The sequence below is a fragment of the Pseudoalteromonas sp. Of7M-16 genome, from assembly GCF_022347805.1.
Lineage (GTDB): Bacteria > Pseudomonadota > Gammaproteobacteria > Enterobacterales > Alteromonadaceae > Pseudoalteromonas > Pseudoalteromonas luteoviolacea_F.
The window spans coordinates 17,899-38,212 of sequence record NZ_JAKRFY010000029.1; the positions used below are offsets into that span (position 1 = coordinate 17,899).

17 protein-coding genes are annotated in these 20,314 nt (G+C 44.8%); 7 read left to right on the forward strand and 10 right to left on the reverse strand.

All coding sequences use genetic code 11. From position 1 onward, the window contains the following. Nucleotides 1-94: 94 nt before the first annotated feature. The 4 genes from MHN81_RS22915 to MHN81_RS22930 all read left to right on the forward strand — a co-directional run bounded on the left by MHN81_RS22915 (nucleotide 95) and on the right by MHN81_RS22930 (nucleotide 4,480). The gene (locus MHN81_RS22915) at nucleotides 95-1,624 is read left to right on the forward strand and encodes a PepSY-associated TM helix domain-containing protein (protein ID WP_239426806.1); all 1,530 of its coding nucleotides are present in this window, start codon (nucleotides 95-97) and stop codon (nucleotides 1,622-1,624) included. Beyond that, a complete protein-coding gene (locus MHN81_RS22920; protein ID WP_023400631.1) occupies nucleotides 1,608-1,916 on the forward strand; it encodes a hypothetical protein in 309 nt (102 codons plus the stop codon). Before MHN81_RS22915 ends, MHN81_RS22920 begins: the two co-directional genes overlap by 17 nt. Further along, nucleotides 1,916-2,188: a hypothetical protein gene (locus MHN81_RS22925; protein WP_023400630.1), complete on the forward strand. Its 273-nt coding sequence runs from the start codon at nucleotides 1,916-1,918 to the stop codon at nucleotides 2,186-2,188. Before MHN81_RS22920 ends, MHN81_RS22925 begins: the two co-directional genes overlap by 1 nt. Nucleotides 2,189-2,389: 201 nt before the next feature. After that, complete coding sequence (locus MHN81_RS22930) at nucleotides 2,390-4,480, forward strand: TonB-dependent siderophore receptor (RefSeq protein WP_239426807.1); 2,091 nt, start codon at nucleotides 2,390-2,392, stop codon at nucleotides 4,478-4,480. 203 nt (nucleotides 4,481-4,683) lie between these two features. Here the strand turns inward: MHN81_RS22930 and dhbA are convergent, their stop codons facing one another. Genes dhbA through MHN81_RS22955 form a run of 5 tightly spaced genes read right to left on the reverse strand, consistent with a single transcriptional unit; the run spans nucleotide 4,684 to nucleotide 10,452 of the window. Continuing rightward, a complete protein-coding gene (gene dhbA, locus MHN81_RS22935) occupies nucleotides 4,684-5,448 on the reverse strand; it encodes a 2,3-dihydro-2,3-dihydroxybenzoate dehydrogenase (RefSeq protein ID WP_023400628.1) in 765 nt (254 codons plus the stop codon). A gap of 10 nt (nucleotides 5,449-5,458) precedes the next feature. Then, nucleotides 5,459-6,766: a condensation domain-containing protein gene (locus tag MHN81_RS22940; protein WP_239426808.1), complete on the reverse strand. Its 1,308-nt coding sequence runs from the start codon at nucleotides 6,764-6,766 to the stop codon at nucleotides 5,459-5,461. Next, on the reverse strand, nucleotides 6,766-7,632 hold the full coding sequence (locus tag MHN81_RS22945) for an isochorismatase family protein (RefSeq protein ID WP_023400626.1): 867 nt from the start codon (nucleotides 7,630-7,632) through the stop codon (nucleotides 6,766-6,768). Before MHN81_RS22945 ends, MHN81_RS22940 begins: the two co-directional genes overlap by 1 nt. Before the next feature lie 11 nt (nucleotides 7,633-7,643). Next, nucleotides 7,644-9,242 (reverse strand): (2,3-dihydroxybenzoyl)adenylate synthase, encoded by a 1,599-nt coding sequence (locus tag MHN81_RS22950; protein WP_239426809.1) that lies wholly within the window; start codon nucleotides 9,240-9,242, stop codon nucleotides 7,644-7,646. 4 nt (nucleotides 9,243-9,246) lie between these two features. Further along, complete coding sequence (locus MHN81_RS22955; protein ID WP_023400624.1) at nucleotides 9,247-10,452, reverse strand: isochorismate synthase; 1,206 nt, start codon at nucleotides 10,450-10,452, stop codon at nucleotides 9,247-9,249. A 302-nt stretch (nucleotides 10,453-10,754) separates the two neighbouring features. On the opposite strand from MHN81_RS22955, the gene MHN81_RS22960 reads away from it, so the two are divergent. Then, on the forward strand, nucleotides 10,755-12,380 hold the full coding sequence (locus MHN81_RS22960; protein ID WP_023400623.1) for a cyclic peptide export ABC transporter: 1,626 nt from the start codon (nucleotides 10,755-10,757) through the stop codon (nucleotides 12,378-12,380). A gap of 296 nt (nucleotides 12,381-12,676) precedes the next feature. After that, nucleotides 12,677-15,043 carry a TonB-dependent receptor gene (locus MHN81_RS22965; RefSeq protein WP_239426810.1) on the forward strand — a complete coding sequence of 789 codons (2,367 nt, stop codon included), beginning with the start codon at nucleotides 12,677-12,679 and terminating at the stop codon, nucleotides 15,041-15,043. Nucleotides 15,044-15,103: 60 nt separating this feature from the next. Here MHN81_RS22965 and MHN81_RS22970 read toward each other — a convergent pair whose 3' ends face one another. From MHN81_RS22970 to MHN81_RS22990, 5 genes are all read right to left on the reverse strand, one after another. Then, the gene (locus tag MHN81_RS22970) at nucleotides 15,104-15,793 is read right to left on the reverse strand and encodes a 4'-phosphopantetheinyl transferase superfamily protein (protein ID WP_239426811.1); all 690 of its coding nucleotides are present in this window, start codon (nucleotides 15,791-15,793) and stop codon (nucleotides 15,104-15,106) included. 89 nt (nucleotides 15,794-15,882) lie between these two features. Next, complete coding sequence (locus tag MHN81_RS22975; protein ID WP_023400620.1) at nucleotides 15,883-16,266, reverse strand: hypothetical protein; 384 nt, start codon at nucleotides 16,264-16,266, stop codon at nucleotides 15,883-15,885. After that, nucleotides 16,267-17,889, reverse strand: coding sequence for a S41 family peptidase (locus MHN81_RS22980; protein ID WP_239426812.1), 1,623 nt, complete (start codon nucleotides 17,887-17,889; stop codon nucleotides 16,267-16,269). Between the two features lie 188 nt (nucleotides 17,890-18,077). Beyond that, nucleotides 18,078-18,710, reverse strand: a complete 633-nt coding sequence (locus MHN81_RS22985; protein WP_023400618.1) for an endonuclease — start codon at nucleotides 18,708-18,710, stop codon at nucleotides 18,078-18,080. A 66-nt stretch (nucleotides 18,711-18,776) separates the two neighbouring features. Further along, on the reverse strand, nucleotides 18,777-19,484 hold the full coding sequence (locus MHN81_RS22990) for a hypothetical protein (protein WP_239426813.1): 708 nt from the start codon (nucleotides 19,482-19,484) through the stop codon (nucleotides 18,777-18,779). Nucleotides 19,485-19,671: 187 nt separating this feature from the next. On the opposite strand from MHN81_RS22990, the gene MHN81_RS22995 reads away from it, so the two are divergent. After that, a complete protein-coding gene (locus MHN81_RS22995; protein ID WP_023400616.1) occupies nucleotides 19,672-20,052 on the forward strand; it encodes a hypothetical protein in 381 nt (126 codons plus the stop codon). The last annotated feature ends 262 nt before the right edge of the window (nucleotides 20,053-20,314 follow it).

The following is a 20,314-nucleotide window of genomic DNA, read 5'->3' on the forward strand; positions in this document are numbered from 1 at the left end:
TCTCAACTTCTTTCGTCGTTGCCAAAGTGGTGCATTTTTGGCGGCTTTTTATTTTGTTTTAGGGCGTGGCCGCAAAATAAACAGGAAGGAGTTTATGGATAAAAAAATCCTGACCAGATTAACCAAACAGCATTCAGTTTTAGGCGCAGTCAGTGCCTGCATTCTTACCATTGTTTTCGTTTGTGGCAGTCTGTTATTTTTTCGCGGTCAATTACTCAATTGGCAGTTTGCATGGCAACAGGATAGTCAATTAGAGCGCTCGATGTCTTGGCAAACTGCGGTAACAGATCTGACAGAAAAAGTTCCTGATTTTGTTAATCAACGTATTACCTTAACGACAGATCCTGATCACAATCACCTGTTTCAAATCTATGTCGGCCACGATGACCGCTTGTTATACAACAATCAGACACAACAATTATTTGGCCAAGATACGGCACAGCAGGCCGCATCTGATTTTCTGTACTTCTGGCACATCAATTTTACCACGCATATTGGCACAGATATCATCGCGATAGCTTGCATTTTATTGATGATGGTGACCATCAGCGGCATTTGGATCCGTTGGAAAGATTTGGTAAAAAAATTCCACCAATATCGTGCCAAAGGCAAGTCTCGTGATGTATTCAAAGACAGCCATGTATTGCTGGGGCTGGGTGTTTTGTTGTTTATGCTGATGTATGGTTGGAGCAGCGCTTACTTTAATGTCGGGTACGAAATCAATGAGCCTGTGTACCACAAATACGCAGATAAAAGTGGCAAGAGCTATTTTGAGGAACTTGGCTTTCCGCGCAAGCCCGAGAATTATGATATGGAAGCGGTGTTAACAGCTGAGCGGCTGAATCAAGTGATCACTGATTTTCAACAAGCCTACCCAATAATGCGTATCGCGCGATTTGATATTTATCCGAGACCTTGGAAACGATTGAGAGTCTCAGGTGAATCTGACCGTAGTTTTGAGTTTGTCACGGCATTTTATGATGTGCATGGCAACTTGTTATATGAGCCAAAACGCAAGCCGATTAATGATGTATACAACATCATGATCCAGCTGCACGAAGGTCATTTACTCGGCAAGTCGTCACATCTACTGTATTTTGTTTTGTCTATGATGGCCATCGCCGCAATGTTAATCGGCAACTTATACTGGCTAGCTATTCGAGAACCAAAGCGTGCAGGGCAGGCTCTGTTTAAACTACAACGCGCATGTTTAGAGGCAAGTACGTGCGGTGCACTGCTGAGTGTTGCATTGCTATTGGTATGTACACGGTTATTCAGTCAAGGTGAGCCTTTGACGATGCTGACCAATCAATTGATAGTGGTTGGCGGTTTACTGTGTTGTGGATTGCTGACTTGTTACTTTAAACAGGTGAAAGATTCAGCCCACGCGATGTTACAAGGGGCCGGTGTGCTGTTTTTATTGCTGCCGTGTATAGATGTGATCCGATTGGTGCTTGGCCATGAGCTCTATAGCTTTGTCGCTCGGGACCTAATCACGGTGCACATTGCTTTTGTCGCTCTTGCAGGTTTGAGCTTTGGCATGGCAACGGTTGTGGTAAGAGTGACCGACAAAGTGAAAAAACGCACAATTGAATTGGAGCCAGTAAATGATCGCCTTGCTTAGTTTTACCCTGATAGGGTTTGCGTTATTTGCCCACTCTAAATATTGGCCGTTTGGCAAAGTAGAGGGTCTAGCCCGATTGTTTAATGTTATCTCGGCAAAACAGATACTGCTGTCGAGTATTCTCGCTTTGAGCGTTCTGTATTACTTTCAGATGGGCCTGATAGCTGCGGTGTTTTTAGTGTTGTTCGCTGTGAGCATTGGTTTGCCCCTAGTGGTGATGATGGGCCATCACCGAGGCACAGCACCCGTATTGATCTTGTTGACTTTGGCTGCGGTTGGAGGGGTATTGTAATGCGGGTTATCAACTTCGGGGTGATCCTTGGCTTTGTGGTGGGATTTTTGTTAGTGCGTGGCGGCATTTGGTTAAGCTTGGATCTGTTTGGCTTTGACTTTCATGGCGTATTAACCGTCTCCGAGTTACTCAGTATCTTGGTAATCGCGGGCGTCGCTTTTCACTTCACCATGCTTGGCGATTATAAATCTCAAATGATTCTAGCAGCAAAGTATTTAGCGCCGATGGCGGCGTTGTTTATTTTGTTATTTGGTATAAATCAACTTTCGTAAACCTGTTAAATATCAGTAATATGAATATAGTCATAAATATTTTTTATGGATAAATCGTTGATATTGTTGTAGTTATTTTTACAGTGGTATTTTTGTCTCTGCAAAAGATACGAAGACGCTAAATTTTTAAAGTATTGCTTCGTCTGCCCTTGAGTAAATCAGAATTTTTATCTCGACTAGGATAAGGGAGTCAAGCGGCGTATGAAGCAATATTCTGCGATTGCAAAAGCGGTGTGTATTGGACTACTTGCAAGTAGTTCTTCAGTAGTTTTAGCGGACGATGCTAAAGTAAATATGGAACATATTGAGGTGGTAGGTAAACACCATAGAGATGTAGGCGCAACAGGGTTGCCGCTTGCGATTGGTGACACGCCACAATCTATTTCTATCGTCGACAGTGAATTCATGGATTTCCATGATGTTAATTCAGCGGGTGAAGCGCTAGTACACAGCGCAGGTGTTTACTCTGAGACATCTCTAGGCAATCGCGAACGTTTTGTTTTTTCTCGCGGCTTTGAAATGAACCGTTTCTTAATTGACGGTATGGGCGCAGCAGGCCGTCCTAGCCAAACCACATTATTAGACACGAGCATGTTTGAAAGTGTTGAAGTGATCCGTGGTTCGACGGGTATGCTGCAAGAGGTTGGTCAGCCTTCAGGAACCGTAAACCTAGTGCAAAAACGTGCATACAATGGCACAGGTGGCGCAGTATCAGCGGAAGTGGGTTCGTGGAACAGACTTCGCGCGGAAGCAGACTTCAATACCACACTCAATGACAGCGGTACGATGCGAGCGCGTTTCGTTACAGCGGTAGAAGATGCGGATTCATTTGTAGACCGTGCAAATACCGATCGCACCATGTTCTATACAACGTTTTCTGCAGATATCACTGATGCACTGCAGGTGTCTTTATTTGCCAGTTACCAAGATGACGGCCAAGGCGCGCTTTCTGACGGCCTACCGTATCAATTTACAACAGGTGAGCGTGTAGACATAGGCATTGAAGCAAATATCTACCCAGATTGGGCAACGCAAGATACCCAACAAGATAGCCTATTGGGTGAAGCTCGTTATCAAATCAATGATGATTGGAATGTGGTGGCAAGGTTCCACACTTCGAACCTAGATGATGATAAAGTCTACGCTGGCCTATGGTGGCATGTGGAACCAAATGGTGATTACGCACTATTTGCCAATGAAAAGCACGTAGAATATCAATCAGATCGTGCAGAAATTGGCGTGAATGGTCAATTTAGCTTCTTAGGTCGTGAGCACAGCATTAACTTTACGCTGGCAAATAGCGAGTTTGACGAGTATCAGACAACTTACCGACCGCTGGCAAGACCTGCTGGTAATTTAATCGCTGAACACACCGGTGAATCACCGCAAGCAAAACCGGCTAACCCGGGATTTAACTATGGTGCTCCAGCTGTGCGCGAAGCGAACATCGAGTCTCAAAGTGCACGCGTTGCCTTCAACTTACAGGTATTAGATAACTTGAATGTGTTGTTGGGTGCCAACCACAAAGACATCACTTCAAGCAGCACAAACCGCAATATTACCAGTGAATTTGATTTTAAAGACACCAGCTTATACTACGGCGGTGTATATAAATTTACTGAACAGTTTTTGATGTACGCAAGTTACACGGATATTTTTGACCAGCGACAAACGTATGATAAATCTGGCAAGTTACTAGATCCGGTATCTGGTGAAAACAAAGAGCTAGGCTTCAGATATTCAAACCAAGAAGATTCGCTCAGTGTTGATATTGCTTACTTCCAGATAGATCAGGAAAACTACCCAGTAGAAGCGGGTAAACATGAAGACACATCTTTGATTTACTATGAAGCGCAAAGTGGTATCGAGTCTGAAGGCTATGAAGTTGAAATTTCTGGCTATGTGACTGAGCAGTGGTATGCCGCGGTATCATTTTCAGACATTGACATGACAAACCCAAATTATATTTCAGGTCGTGTTTCACGTGTTGTACCTGACAAAATTGCGAGTTTTAACACTTTCTATGACTTCGAAGATTTCAGGATCGGTGGTTACCTCACTTATACCGGTGAGCGAGAAGGCTTTATTGGGGAGCGTAATGCTGAATACGTACCAGTAGACTCGCATGTATTAGGTGGTTTCTCGGCGCAGTACGAGATTAATGATGACTTAAGTGTGAAGCTAAACATTCACAACTTATTTGATAAAGAATATGACTCTAAAGTGGCGTTTTACACGGTTCGTCCAGGTACACCAAGAAACTATGCACTAGAGTTAAATTATAACTTCTAATTACATGGCATCTGTGCGCTGACATGGGCACAGAGCAATATGTATATTCGCAGCACAAAGCCTCACCCATGTGGGGCTTTTTTGTGGGCGCTTTGCGGGGATCCAGCGCAATAAAGTCAGTTGTGAAATTAAAGAGGAGACGTGACTCGAGTAAGAGGAGATAAAAGCCACCCGCTAAGGGGAGGTGGCTTTGGTTTGTGTGGTCAAAACGTGGCGCCACCATCAATGGTGAGAACTTGCATTGTGGTGTGCGAAGATAAGTTAGAGGCGAGAAATACGACACTGCTGGCGATCTCTTCTGGAGTGGCAATCTTTCTCAGCGGAATACCCAATTTATACTGCTCTGAAAATCCGTCTATCACGCGCTGTGCACCTTGATCATCTTGCCACATGCCTGTTTGCATCGGGGTCAAAGTAGAGCCGGGCGCGATGACGTTACAGCGGATACCGTAATTTGCCCACTCAATTCCTGCGGTAAGCGTAAGCTGCGTTGCAGCAGCTTTAGAAGCGCAGTAGGCGGCCATTTGTTGACGTGGTGTACTGGCTGCATTGGAGCCGACCGTTACTAGGCTGCCGCGACCAACTTGCTTGAAGTGTGCACCGCACTGCTGAATAAATACAAATAGGCTGGCCGCATTGACGTTGTGGCAATGTTGCCACTGCTGGAGGTCGAGTGTATCTAGTTCCCCCATTTCCAATACGCCGGCGACGTAGATTAGGTTATAGGGTGCAAGCCCATGTTGGATCAGCTCGTTCAGTACTGGCATGAGTTGCTCAGGGTGTGATAAATCACACACGACGTGCTTATAGAGCATGCTGGTATCGGTAAATTGGCGGTCAAAGCCAATCACTTTTGCTCCCAAGGCTGCAAATTGTTCTGCGACTGCCAATCCAATGCCTTGCCCTGCACCGGTTACCCAGACGATTTGCTGATCATATTCACGGGATAATGACTGTTGATAATCCATAAATAGCGCCTTATACCGTGTTCTGACAAAGCTGCTCGCAGAGCGATTTTAGAGATAATTTAGGCTGCGTTGCCCACAATTGTGCGGCACTAAAAATGCGCCCTTGAATTGAGTCCACTGCCGCTTTGTCATAACGCGCGGTATTGCTGTCAAAGTCTATGGTAGCGGGCGCATCGCCGAGGAGGTGAATTTGCAACATAATGTCATCGGTGGTGCCTGCACTTAAAATATGGCTGCACGTTTCAACCCCTGCATATTTCGGGCTGCTGGCGAAAGGCAATAAGTTAATCGTGGGTCCGATGATGGATAGGGACTTACCTTGCTTCTGACGGTCGCGCTTGAGTGATTCAACCCGGTAGCTTTGCACTTGTTTCAATGCTTTGATCTGTTGGTTAATGTGTATAGCCACCGTGCTTAAGTCTGCATCCTCATCCAATTGCAGCGGTAGAGGCAACACATTGCTTTGCACGCAGGGACTGTTTAGTTCAGGCATTGCTTGGCGATTCATCATAACCAATCCGAGCGTCACATGGTATTGCTGATGCTGTGCAACCAAGGTCGCAGCAATGGCGGCGAGTAAAATCTCACTGCTGGTGGTGTGCGTTACTTGGGCGGCAGATTGAATGGTGTGCCATACGGACTGCGAAAAAGTCGTTGTGAGGCGGTGATTTGGCTCAGATACATCGGCTTTGGAAGTGCTGTAGGTGAGGACCTTAGGCATATTGTCAAGCCATTGATTTAATGTGGCTTGAGCTTTTTTCTGCTGTGCAAGGTAGTCGTCGCTCTGGTGCAATTCAAGGAGCTGTTGTTGCTGCGTAAAGCGTAACTTGGGTAAAGCTTTGCCCCTACTTAAAGCGTTGTAACAGCGGTTCAGTGATTGCGAGAACAAACCAAACCCATAACCATCTAATAAAAGGTGATGAGCGACAATGACGAGGTAATCTTGTTCTGGGCCGCGCAGCAGAAACAACTTCATGAGTGCTTCTGTATTGAAATCAAATGGCTTTGCTAAATAGGGTTTGGCAAAGCTTTGTGCAAATGTCAGTACATTTTCAGGATCTTGCTCGAGATCTTGAACAATAATTTTTGCAACAGTGTTGTCGGTATGGAGCTTTGGAGTATAGTTGTCATCGCTGATAAAGCGACAAGCAAGCATATCGCTTGCCTGCCATACGTGCTGCAAAGATTGTTGCAGCCAACTTGCCGAAATTTTACCTTTAAATTCTAGGCACTCGGCAACATTGAATAGCTCACCTCGACCACTGATGGTATGCAGCAACCACATGGCGTGCTGCGAATCAGTTAGTGGCAGAGTCATTAGTCTTCCTTACGCTCTTCAAGTAATTCTACCCACGCTGCAAGCGTCGGGATCTGAGCTAGCTCGATAAAGTTGGTTTCGATCCCTTGCTGTTGCCAGAGGGAGATCAAGTTCATCACTTGGACAGAGTCTAAACCGTAATCGATTAAGCTTTCGTGTTCGTCAAACTCTTCATCTTCACACTCAATCAGTGTCAATATGTGTGCCTTGAGCCCTTCAAAAGAGGTTAAATCTTGAGTTTGTGTGCCGAGGATCTCTGACATTGAAACTACTTTACCACAGCGTTTGGCAACAAAGTTGAGCGCCATCATGTGCTCTTCTTTGCTAAAGTCTGCAATGGCATCAGCGACCAAAAATGGCTCTATGTCACGCATAAAGGCATCGACTGCAGTGGTCATCACACCGATATGGCCATAGATCCCAACTATTACCAGCTGATCTCGCTGTTGATCGCGAAGCTGCTGCTCAAAATCGCACTTTTGAAATGCACTATAGCGCCACTTAGTTAAAACTACATCTTTGTCAGTTGGCGCCAGTGCGTCAACGATTGGCTGTTGCGCTGGATCTTGTAATCCCGGACCCCACATATCAGAGAGCAGACCGCGTTCATGTTTGCCTTGTTTGATTGGCTGTGCGGTGTAATAAACAGGGATGTTATGCTCATAACAGTAAGCTTTAAGCGCTTGGATATTTTGGATCATTGAGTCGATCAACGGATTATCTTCGCCATAAAAACCAACAAAGTAGTGTTGTACATCGTGGATCAACAAAGCGGCGCGGTTTGAATCAAGCTGCCAATCAACTCGGTTTTCTGGCAGTTCAGCGTCGCGTGGTAACGGATAGTGATTTAACTTTGGAATGCTCATGGTTTTCTCTGTTATTCGAACGTGGCACGCAAGGCTTTCTTATCGACTTTGCCTACGGCGGTTAACGGTAGTTGGGTTACAAATTTAAATTTATCGGGCACTTTATAGTCGGCAATACCAAGCTGACGTAGGTATTTTCGTAAGATCAGCGTAGTTAGCTTAATATCCTGATCTGCCACGACAAATGCACAGCTCTTTTCACCTAATGTGTCATCAGGCATAGAGACGATAGCGACTTGTTGAATGTGTTCGTGGCCAAGTAAATGGTTCTCAACTTCTTCAGCAGCGATCTTCTCTCCACCGCGGTTAATTTGATCTTTATCTCGCCCTTCAACGACTAAATGCCCAGAGGGCAATTGCTTAACAATGTCACCTGAGCTGTAAAACCCCGCATCGTCGAATGCAGAGGCGTTGTGAGTTGGTGACTTATAATAACCTCGGAACGTATAGGGACCACGAGTCATTAGGCGGCCTGACTCTCCTTGCGCAACCTCTTGTCCGTGTTCGTCAACAATTTTAATCTCATCAAGTTCGCTGATAGGTCGGCCTTGAGTAGTGAGAATTAGCTCAGGATCATCATTGTAGCGGGTGTAATTTACTAGGCCCTCTGCCATGCCAAAAACTTGCTGTAACTGACAGCCTAAAACTGGTGTTACCTGCTCAGCAACACTGCGGCTGAGCTTCGCACCGCCTACTTGGATCACTTGCAAGCTACTTAGATCATGCTGACTGGCAGGCGCATGTTGTAACCATAATTGCAGTGCTGGCGGCACAAGTGCCGTATGAGTAATGGCATAGTGCTCAATCAGACCAAAACACACCGCAGGGCTGGGGTCACTGGCTAAGATCACACTACCGCCAGCAATAAATACGCCCAGTGCGCCAGGTGAACTCAAAGGGAAGTTATGTGGCGCTGGCAGGGCACACAAGTAGCGTGTATCACCATCGAGTTCACAGATCTCTTTACTTGCAACTACTGAGTAGAGGTAGTCGTTATGCGTACGCGGGATCAGTTTGGGTGTACCTGTGCTGCCGCCTGAAAGTTGAAAAAATGCGACTTCTTCTGGGTTCAGATCTGGCGCTGTGAAAGCGTGTTTATTGAGATAACCCTGTTTTAACTCACTGTTGCCCTTACTGTGATCTGTGATGATATTGTTTAGACAGCCGAAGCGATTAAACAACTCTTGAGTAAACTGTTCGTCGTTAAATAAAGCGTGCGCGGAAGAAACGATCATGGCTTTGGGTTGCAAGATCTCACAGTAACTTTGCAGTTCAGTTCGCTGATGGTTGAATAGTGCACAAACAGGTGCGACGCCCAGCTTTAACAGAGCAAAATAAGTGATATAAAACTCGAGGCAGTTTGGCAATTGCACAATGGCGGTGTCGCCGTGTTGCAGGCCCTGTTGGCTGAGATAACCGGCAAGGTTATCACTATAAGTATTTAGCTCAGCATAGCTCAGCTGACGTTGCCCATCAGCAACGGCAATGCCTTGGCTATTGGTATTGAGTTGCTCAGACAAAATGCTCGTCAGAGGCTTATCTTGCCAATAACCCTTGGCGCGGTATTGTTCGGCCAGCTCAGCTGGCCAAGGAGTATATTCGATACGCATAATGTTACTTATTAAACTGAGTATAAGCTTGCTGGACTGAGAGTGCGTTCAGCATGGTTTTGAGTTTGGCTTCGGTTTCTAACCATTCAGAGCTGGGATCTGAAGCGGCGACGATACCCGCACCGGCAAATAATTTAGCAATGTGTGCTTTGAGTTCTCCACAACGGATCACCACGACCCACTCGCCGTTGCCTTGCTGATCACACCAGCCGATGATCCCAGAAAATAGATCGCGGCCATGGCCTTCGAGATCCAAGATATGTTGATATGCAGGCTTGGTCGGTTTGCCGCATAATGCAGGTGTCGGGTGAAGTTGATTGGCCAATGCCAAAATATGGGTGTTCGGATCTTTCAAGTGGCCTGAGATCACAGTAGACAAATGCCACATGGTGGCAGTATGTAATAGTGATGGCTCAGCAGGAATTGCGAGGTTATCGCATACTGGTTCGAGCAGTTGACGCATATCGTCAATCACTACGGCATGTTCGTATCTGTCTTTTTTTGAACTGAATAATGCCGCACGGTGCTGCGCCTCAACCTTGCTACAGGGATCTCTTGGGATCGACCCTGCTAACGGGTTACTGGTGACTGTTTCACCTTCTTTTCGCAGCAATAATTCGGGGCTAACGCCCATTAACACAGACTCGCTTTCGGTCGGAAATGCGAAGTGATACCCAGACTGACTTTGCGTGAGTAGTTGATTTAGCACATGCTTGCGATTGATTGTGTGTTCAAACTCAAGCTCCACCTGCTTGCTGAGTACGATTTTGTCTAGCAGCGCTTTGTCGAACAGCTCTTTGGCTTGCTGCACTGTATGCTCAAAATGTACTCTGTCTTGTAAGTAGTTAACTGCTTTGAGCGGATTTTCGGTATGGCTTCCCTCTGTGATTTGGGTATTGAGCCACTGACTGAAGACCTTTTTGTCCCACCGAGCGACCTGCTCAGGGATGATAAATTGCGCCATTTCATATTTGCAAAAAGGCAGTACACCAAAGGCGATGGTATTGTCATTTTCTCCTTGGTGATTGCGCAGCTGTGTTTGCAGCTCGCTCACTAGGTAGTCAGTATTGGCAATGGGCAATTTAAACCTGTGTTTGACCCCTTGTCCCAATAAACAGCTGTCACCAGAAACGAAAAGACAATCTTGATCTAATAGAAACTCACCTAAAGACTGAGCCTGAGCTAAGTTAGATATTTCGCCAGCATGCATAATTTAACCTTGTTGCGTTGTCATTTAACTGCTGCCAAATCGTCGGTCAGCCGTGAATGTGTGTTAAAGACGTGTCAATCACGAAAAGATTTAGTGTTCAATGCAGTGATATTTTTTACTTGGTTGCAAAGCTGGATTGTGCGAGATGGCACTTAACCATTCCCGGCTAGACGTCGGTGTTGTGACTCGGCTTAGAAAGAAGCGTACTTCGCATTTTAAATCTCGCTTTTACTGTGAATTTTTTGTGGGCATTCTCGTCCTATAGCTAGTCCTAAATTTGAATTAATAAAAAGAGAAGTAACGTGCTCGCTAATCTAATCCGCGCCACATGGTGGCGATTTCTTGCAACAGCCATCACTAGTACCCTATTTGGCCTAGCCAGTGTGGCGTTAGTTGCACTGATCAATGAAATCATAAACAGCTCGCCAGATGCGCGGTCTGAGCAATTTACTTATTTTGCTGTGTTGGCAGTCTCTGGTGTTATTTTACAGCTCTGTTCAAAAGTTTTTGCTGAACAGCTAACTGAGCAAAGTCAGGCAACCGTGCGTAACCAAGTTGCTGAACATGTGGTTAATGCGGAGTTTGATGATGTCGAAGCTCAGGGGGCTGGCAAAATTAAATCATGTTTAACTGAGCATAGCCTGCGTGTGTCTGAGTTTTTTCAACGTCTGCCGGGGATCTTAACCAATGCAATGATAGTACTTGGCAGCTTTGCATATATGGCTTGGCTGGACTGGCGAGTGTTTATTTTTGCGGTACTGACTTTATTGGTAGGATCTGTAGGGTATAGTTTGGCCAACGCCACGGCATTTAAAAAGGTCACAGAAGCGGCCAAAATTCAAGACTCTTTGTACGATCAATTTGACTCTATATACGATGGTGCTAAAGAACTGAAACTACATAAATCCAAGCGCCGTATTTTTGTTGAGCAAGTCATTGGCGACACGATTACATTGCTGCGTACCCGTCGCGTGCAAGGTGCAACCATTTATCACTATGCCGCCTCTTGGGGTGGTTTTAGTATTTTTGCCTTCATTGGTGGCGCACTGTATTTCCTGTCCGGCCAAGGTACAGACACAACTAAAGTGATGTCGGGTTTTGCACTGTTATTTTTATATATGCTTACACCACTTGAGGTGATGTTAGCTGCTATTCCAAAAGCTGCAGCAGCAAAGGCATCTGCCAACACGATTACTGAGATGACCTCACAAATGCGTTTGATAGCTCAGCAATCACAGACACAAAGAACAAAATTTGACCGCATTGAGCTCAAGGCGCTGAGTCATGGTTATTATCATGAACAAAGTGACGAAGTATTTGCGCTTACCCCCATTGATTTAACCCTTAATCAGGGCGAGATCATTTACCTAGTTGGTGGTAATGGTAGCGGAAAAACCACATTTGCTAAGCTGTTGTGTGGATTATATCCAGCTAAAGAAGGTGACTTATATGTTGATGGTGAACACATTACAGCGGCACATCTAGACAGTTATCGTCAGTTATTCAGCGCTGTGTTCAGTGATTTCCATCTCTTTGATAGGTTGCTCGATTGTCAAGATAAAGTGTTACAGGAAAAAGGCAATGCGTTGATCAAAAAACTCAATTTGCATCACAAAGTGGCGATTAAAGATGGTGCGTTTACTACTCAAAAGCTGTCTCAAGGACAGCGCAAACGCTTGGCATTGGTGGTGACTTATCTAGAGGATAGACCGTTTTACATCTTTGATGAATGGGCTGCAGATCAAGATCCAGTATTTAAAGATGTCTTTTACACTGAGCTGTTGCCGGAGCTGAGTGCGAAGGGCAAAACCGTATTTGTTATCACCCATGATGACAAATACTTCCATCTGGCGGATCGTTTACTACGAATGGAAAATGGCTGTTTAACCGAAAGTCAAAATGGCCTCGCAAACCAACTCGCCATCTAATTATTCTATCTACTTCAACAATATTATCGCAGGTGCCGTTCGCGACTGCGATAATATTGTTGCTATCAAAAACAAATCTCATTTATTGCACAGAATAATGACTTAGTAAGTCAGTATATTTGACTCCCAAAGTCATACTTTTGCTTTTTTATACTAATTATTGTGACATTTATTTCCCAATTACCCATTTATTAGATTAAAAATTAATGATCCGCTAACTTCACTCTTTCTTAATTATACGATTAAAAGGTATAATGATAATGATTATCATTGTTTATGTTTTTTAGGAGGGTGTTTTGTCATCATCATTAGGTCGATTAGTTGGTTTGTCTCCGTTGTATTGCGGTATTGCATTGGCTTTAGGCGCGCACAGTGGCGCGACATTGGCTGATGAACAAGAATTAGAAAAAATCATGGTTACAGGTCAAAAAATAGATCGTAGCTTGCAAGAGACGCCAACTAGTGTTGCGGTACTCACAGCGGCTAAGATGGAAAAGGAAAATATCCAAGACTTTTATGACATTACCATGCGAACTCCTAATGTGAGCGGCGATCCAAGCACAGGTTACCGTATTCGTGGTATTGATTCGTACACAATTACGGGTGGCGGTAACGGTGGCCTTGCGCGTATCTATGTGGATGGTGCGGCATTATCTGAAGATATGACAGCTGCGGGGGCTTTTTCTACTTGGGACTTGCAACAAGTCGAGGTTTTACGAGGGCCGCAGTCGACACTGCAAGGTCGCAGTGCATTGGCAGGTGCCGTTGTAGTTAAAACCCGTGACGCTGAACATACAGCATCAGGAAAAGCGCGTGTTATTTATGGCCAAAACGGTCAACAACAAGCAGCGGTCGCTTTTGGTGGCAGCCTAATTGAAGACGAATTGGCATTTCGTGTTGCCGCTGAACATAAACAACGCGATGGTGATATATACAACCCGTTGTTAAATAAAACCATGGATGACAAAGAAAGTGATATGGTACGTGTTAACCTAGCATATACACCTTCTGCGATGAAAGCGCTCACAGCACGCCTGAGTTATTCTAATTTTAGCAGCGAAAATGGCACCTTGTTTCAATCGAATGTGTCGCCAGATGCAAAATACCCGATCAATGATTTATATGAGCAAAGGTATCTTTTTATTAATACCGACGCATATACGGAAAACGATGCTCAGCGCTGGGTGATGAATCTAGATTATGACCTGTCTGCACAGTGGTTGGTGTCATATACCGGTTCATATAGCGACAGTGATTATATTCGTTTAAATGACAGTGATTTTGGTATTGCTAAGTCTGATGTTTGGCAGCAAACGAATGATGATAAGCGACGTGGACACGAGGTAAAGTTCACCTATTCTGGCGATAAACTAAGTGGTATTTTTGGTGTCTTTGTTGCCAATGATGACCGCAACATGACAACCGATTCGCAAATTAGCTACGGTTTTGCGGAGACTGGCGTAAAAGATCAGCTCGTTGCGCAGTTTACTAAATTGGGCTTACCGGCTGAAGCGCTGGCTAATCAGGTCATTGGTATTTATCAAGCTGTAGGTGCAGATCCTGTGCTGGTCAATGGCGCGACGAACCCAATCGAAGAAGTCGAAAACCGAGCTGTTTTTGCTGATTTCGTATATCAAATCAACGACCAGTGGTCAGTGTTTGGCGGTGCGCGTTGGGACAAAGAAACTCGCGCTAACTCATCGGTTGCGAGCCAAAAAATTGCACCAGAAACCGTGTTGCCTAATCCGCAAAACTTTGCACAAAACCCGCAAATGGCACAGTTGATTGGCGGTGTTAATCAGCTTATCGTTGCCAACGCAGAGCGTGCATCTGGCGAGCAGCCTCGCGCTGAAGAGTCATTCACGAGCTTTTTACCTAAGCTTGGTGCGACACATCATATTGATGAAGCCATGTCTGTGAGTTTAAGCTACCAAAAAGGCTACCGCTCGGGTGGTCTAGGCGTCAATACCACCAAAAATAAAATTTATACCTATGATCCTGAATATACTCACAACTACGAATTAAGCTGGCGCAGCACGTGGTTAGATGACACCTTGGTGCTAAATGCCAATGCGTTTTATATTGACTGGCGAGAGCAACAAGTTCGTGTGCAGTTATCAGGCAATTTATTTGACCTAGAAGTGGTCAATGCGGGTAAATCAGAAGTTAAAGGGTTTGAGACCAGTGCAGAGTACGCTTGGTCAGATACGATTCAGCTATCCGCTGGTGTAGGGTATGCAAAAACTGAAATCACAGAATTTGAATTCAATGATTCGAATGTCGTCACTGGTGACGACTTTGTTGGTCGCGCATTTCCAAAAAGCCCTAACTGGACTGCAAACTTAGCGATTGACTATGATTCAGGAACTGGTTGGCTTGCCAACATGAATATGAACTACCAAAGTAGCGCAAAGCAATTTGCAGCCCCGGTTTATCAAAACCTCGATGCCAATGGTCAGCGAGTATTAGATGATCCAGAGATCCCAAGCCGTACTATTGTAAACGCTCGAGTTGGCTATCAACCTGAAAACTGGGGTGTGTTCTTGAGTGTGAACAACTTATTGGACAAAGACTATCTCAATTCAAAAGGCAGCCGTCGTTGGAACTATGTAGAGCTGGGTCAGGAGCGAGAAGTGGCATTGCAGTTAGAATATAGTTTCTAAAGGACGCAATACCACGCAAATAAAAAACGATGCCCTTGGCATCGTTTTTTGTATTTGGAGTTAAGAAGCTTGCTGGTGCACACACTCAGTAAGTACCATTTCATCATTGTATTGGTAGTAAACACTTACTTTCGAGCTTTTAGGTAAAGTAGGGTGTAAGTCAGTTGTGAGCGTGAAGTGCAGCTGTTGCGAGTCATGTCCAACTAATTTGGCGGCGTCAAAGCCAAAAAACTTTTGCACTTGTCCATAGAGTGCTTTGTATATGCTTTCTTTTGCTGAGAAAACCAGTGTCAGTGGCCTATGGTGAGACTGCCCAAGGGACTCGAATACGTCGGCTTCATCTTCTCTTAAAATTTGGCTACGCAATTCCAGTTCTTGCCTATCTGACATCATATGTTCTATGTCGATACCCAGACCTAATACGTTTGAATTATCAGTAACCACTGCCATCGCAATACCTTTACTGTGTGTGATAGCGCCCCGAATGCCTTGTGGCCAAATTGGCGCGCGGTCGTCGCCAGTTTGCACTACGTGATGGGGTAATCCTAACTGTTGTATAGCCTGTGCGGCGCAAACGCGACCCGCTAGGTATTCGGCTTTTCGCTTCGCCACTGCACGCTGTAGTTTGCTTGGTAGAGGTTGATTAAAATACGCAAAATCGCTGTCTTGGTATACTTCTGGACTGAATGCCATACTGCGATAGATGTAAGGTAGTTGCGGCTGAAATGGTGACACGGGGGTGATGTGCATATATGACTCCTTGGCTGAACCGCCCTAGTGTGTCCTATCCCTTTTATGGATGCAAGTTAGGTAATTATGTGGCATCCCTAAATTGATTCTTATTTACTGGTATCTTCAAAGGGTGTACAGGTGGCGTAGTGCAGCGGCACAAATTTATTGGCTTTTGGATAATAGAGTACACAGGTATTTGCGCGCAGCTGTAGTTCAAAGGTACTAATGGGCAGTGCTGATAAGGCAGTATTTGCCATACCGCCACTTGACTGGCCATGCGTTAAAATTAACTGAGGTGATTGAGTAAATACGTTATGTGCAAGGGTCGGGGTTTCCCCCCCTTTTAATGCCACGATAGCTGAACTAATCTCAGCAACAATTGAGGGCGTCACAGTTTGTAGCACAGCGGGTTGGCTCTGCGGTTGACTGTGGCTTTGGCAGGCACTCACAAGGAGTGCCGCTAGGGTGCAAAAGCTTTGCTTAAAGGTCATTTATTTGCCTTGTTTGATTGTGGTATATACAGCACCATGTTTCAAAGGTTGGAAAGGCAAATCGAATGGCGCGGCATTGTTAGTATTCATAAAGGTCTGAGTAGTGCGCGCTTGTCGTGATGCTTCATTGGTTGGGCAGGCGCCAGTAGATATATGGTGCAATGCGCCAGCGAATAGCCCTTCTGTTTTGTCACCTAGCTCCTTAGTGAAATCATCGCTGAGCACACAGCCTGGCACTTTGGCGTCAAGGCCAATCTCGCCAATGATGTTTGCTTGAGGGGTGACGATAAAGCCGTCCTCATAGTCACCAAACCCCTTTTCATTGGCTGATTTGGTTTGAATTGTATAGTACACAGTGCCACAGTTTTGCTCAGGTAAAAAGCCGTACGGTTTCCCGCGTGTATTGCCACCAATCAAGATGACTTCTACGTCTATGCCACGCAATGCATTGATGACGCTTTCACTGGCCGAAGCGGTATCATTGGTGGTCAACATATAGACCCGATTCATTTGTGCAGAGGGCAGTTGATCATTATTGTATTCAAGTGTGGTCCAGTTTATCGACTGATCTACAAATCCGAGCGGCTCGTTTTTACTGCTCTGCTTGTCATTATGTGTTTTAACTGAGTAGGTACGATTGTTAGATTGGCTTCCGGCAATCATATAACTTAGCTGAGATGCTTGGAATACAAGACCACCTCCGTTGTAACGCATATCGAGTACTAGCTCGTCGACGTTGTTCTGGCTAAATTGATTAAATGCCGCAATCAGATCGGCCTGTCCACTGGCGACAAATTGATTAAACTGTACGTAGCCGATCTGCTTGCCTTCAAACTCGAAGACTTGACTATTTTTGACAGGAACAAGGGCCAAGTCTTTTGCGGTCAATGATACGGTCTTTTCTTGTCCATCACGACCCAACAAAGTCAATGTGACGGTTTGATCTTTTTGCGGTATAAAGGCTGCTAGAACTTGGTTGTATTGCGCGATGTCTCGACTATTAAAGGTAGCAAAGTCAATATCACCGACTTTGAGCAATCTGTCGCCTCTTTGCACTCCAGCATCGGCGGCTGGTGTATTGTCATCGATATATCCGACATAGGCCATACGTGTTTGCGGTATAGTCCAGTTGATACCAAAGCTAGCAGACACGCCGTCTTGTGATTCTTTTTTGAAGTCTTCGTAGCTTTCACTGAAGTGAAATTCGTCTTTATCTCGACCACTGGCGGTTGTTTCAAATGTTTTTAACTGGTCAAAATAAGCGGCGACAGTCGCAAACCCATTGGGATCATTGTCGATGATTTCATCGTACCAAAGGTAGGTTTCGTGGCTGAATGAGCGCAACCACATTTTCTCATGCATGGCGGTACCGGCAACATCGGGGTACGCTTCGTTCTCGAATGGATCGATACCACTGCGTGGTGCAGCACAGCGGTTAGCAAACTGAGTCGAAGAATCAAATCTACCGGCTTGCCAGGTTGGCGGTGTTGTATCTGGCACCGCTGGCGTAGTGGGTGTCGGTGTTACATTATTTGCCCCGCCACTGGAGCCACCGCAACCAGCGAGTAAGGTAGTTGTAAATGCCATACCTAGTGCTAGGTATAATTTGTTATTCAATCTCATATTCCATTCCTAAGCATTGCCAGATGATCTTCTTTGAGTAGACCTGTATCAGCGGGTGATGCTTTCAATTGTGCGTCCAAAATCAATACTAGAGTCAAATTATCAATTGCTGATGTAGATTACAATCAAATTAGCGGCTGTTACCATTTTTAATACAGGACATGAAAAAATTAATGGATTAGGCCGTCTTATTGATTTAAATTTGCCCAAACTTGGAACAGCTTTTGCTGTTTTTCAGCGATTTTTAAGCCATATGTTTTTTGCATGTAAAAGTATGCCTCGGCGATTTGTTTCCGTGCGTATACTGGAGGCTCAATAACCCGTTGTTTAAAATCGATTTTGACTGCACATGCACCATGTTTGTATGGCGTGTTTGGCAGCATGCCGAAACGATAGTTACTGCGATCTCCATTTATTTCGCCAATCGCAGGTGCTAGGTTTCGAACATCCGCTTCCATGCGCCTAAATTGGGCACTGACTTTACGGCAATGCGCTCTGCCGCCAGATTGCCAGCATTGTAACTGATGGCCAAACTCCCATGCTGGTACTATGTGCTCCCACTCTATCCGGGTCGCTCGACTATTTGGTTTGCCACTTCGAGTGATGGGTTTTCGCGGTTGATAGCCACATTTAGACGGATCAGGCACTAGCTTTTTCCCCTGCCGAGTGATGTCGCAACCGCAGTAAAGTGTTTTAGCGGATCCGCTGAGTTGTTGAGATAAGTGCTTTTTTGCCTGATAAAAACTCGTAAATGGCTGCGCGTTTGCGAACCAGCTAAAAAACACGGAAAACAATAAAATGACAACAGGGACAAAGGGCATGTCTCTCACCTAGGGTGAACATCGAAACTGTCCTCAGATTATCCCATTAATGTGATTAATAACAGCTTATTTAAACTGGGTACGTCGGCGTCGCCACGGCGGAGACTGAAATAAAAGTATGATGCCTGATATACAGAATAGAACGCTGGTGGCTGAAAAAGATATCAACAGCGGATTGTTAAAGTCATCTCTTTCATCATAATCCATAATATGTAACATCCAGAAAAAATCAAAAATGCGCCATAGCGTGCTGCGTACTGTGATCACATGACCACTGTCATTAGCTAAATAAACCGTGGTACTCAGGGTATCAGCAAATACGACGCGCCAAATATTTTTTCTATACTGTACTTCTCTGGGTCCCGTTGCCATGAATGTGACGCGGGCAATCTCGCTGTCGCCAAGGTAATGTGCTTTGGCTTGGCGCTCTATTGCAGCTTGAGTTGGCGCTTGAAACCGCTCACCAGTGACGCCGTGAAAATAGGCATCGGTATCACCACTTAATTTGATCAGGGGTGTATTGAGAAAATGTTTGAACTCAATGCTGCGTAGCCCACTCACTTGGTGGGTCAATTGATCCAAACTTGCCGTGTAATGATTTGAATTAAATGGGTTTTCTATTTGTCGGTTAGCAAGGTGTTTACCGTGGACCATTTCTAATGGAATGGCACTCATTACAAGTCCACCGAGCAGCCATGCAAAGAGTTGCAATGCCAGTAAATAACCAAGGTATTTATGTATTTTTCTGGCTGGTTTTAATGCGGTTTTAATCATTGCTCTGTTTTTTAGTCAAAATTGCTGATAGCTTATTGAAATTGGCGTAAAATCCACAGTGACAAATTGTCGCACCCAAAAGTATGACTTTAATTGCGTAAGCTAGTTACGCGGCGTTTTGGTGGTGAACAGTGTATAAACAATTGAGACCTTCGGTCCTATCATAAAGCAAGGTAACGCATTCACAATGTCAGAAATCCAATTTTTAAATGTCGACCTAGAGTTAGAATCCAAACATGATATCTCCGCTTTGGTTGAGGACCTGAGGCGTAATGCGGTTGTACTTCACTATGATAAAGATGATTATCGTGAGCTGGCGCGCATTGAATCGAGTACTGAAGTCAACAGCCCTAACAAAGCCATCAACCACCTATGTGAATTGATTGAGTCCTGCTCTAAGGCTGCACTTAAGCAGTGGTTAGGATGTAAAAAACGTACGTTTGACATTGGTTTTGTCTCAGGTGAAGCACCAAAGTGTTATTCTCAAGCCATTGATGTCGATACTTTATTACGTATATCTGCGATTGGTGCAGGTATAGAGATAACCTTGTATCCAGTGGAAAAATAGGGTTGTAAGAAAAGGGTTATGGTACGTGTAGCCCTTTATCGCCAAGACACGATCTGTTAATACTTTCATGTTTTTTCTGCCTTTTGCTTCCCCTTTGTGCAAGTGACTTTGCCAACTGACCATTTTTGCTTATTTTATAGGCCAATTATTTACATACGTCGTTTTATGCTGTCTATGTTGCAAGCTGGTTAATTATTCAAGAAGAAGAGATTGTTGCGCAAATAGTGATTGTTTTGCAATCTAGAAAACCTCAATATTATTT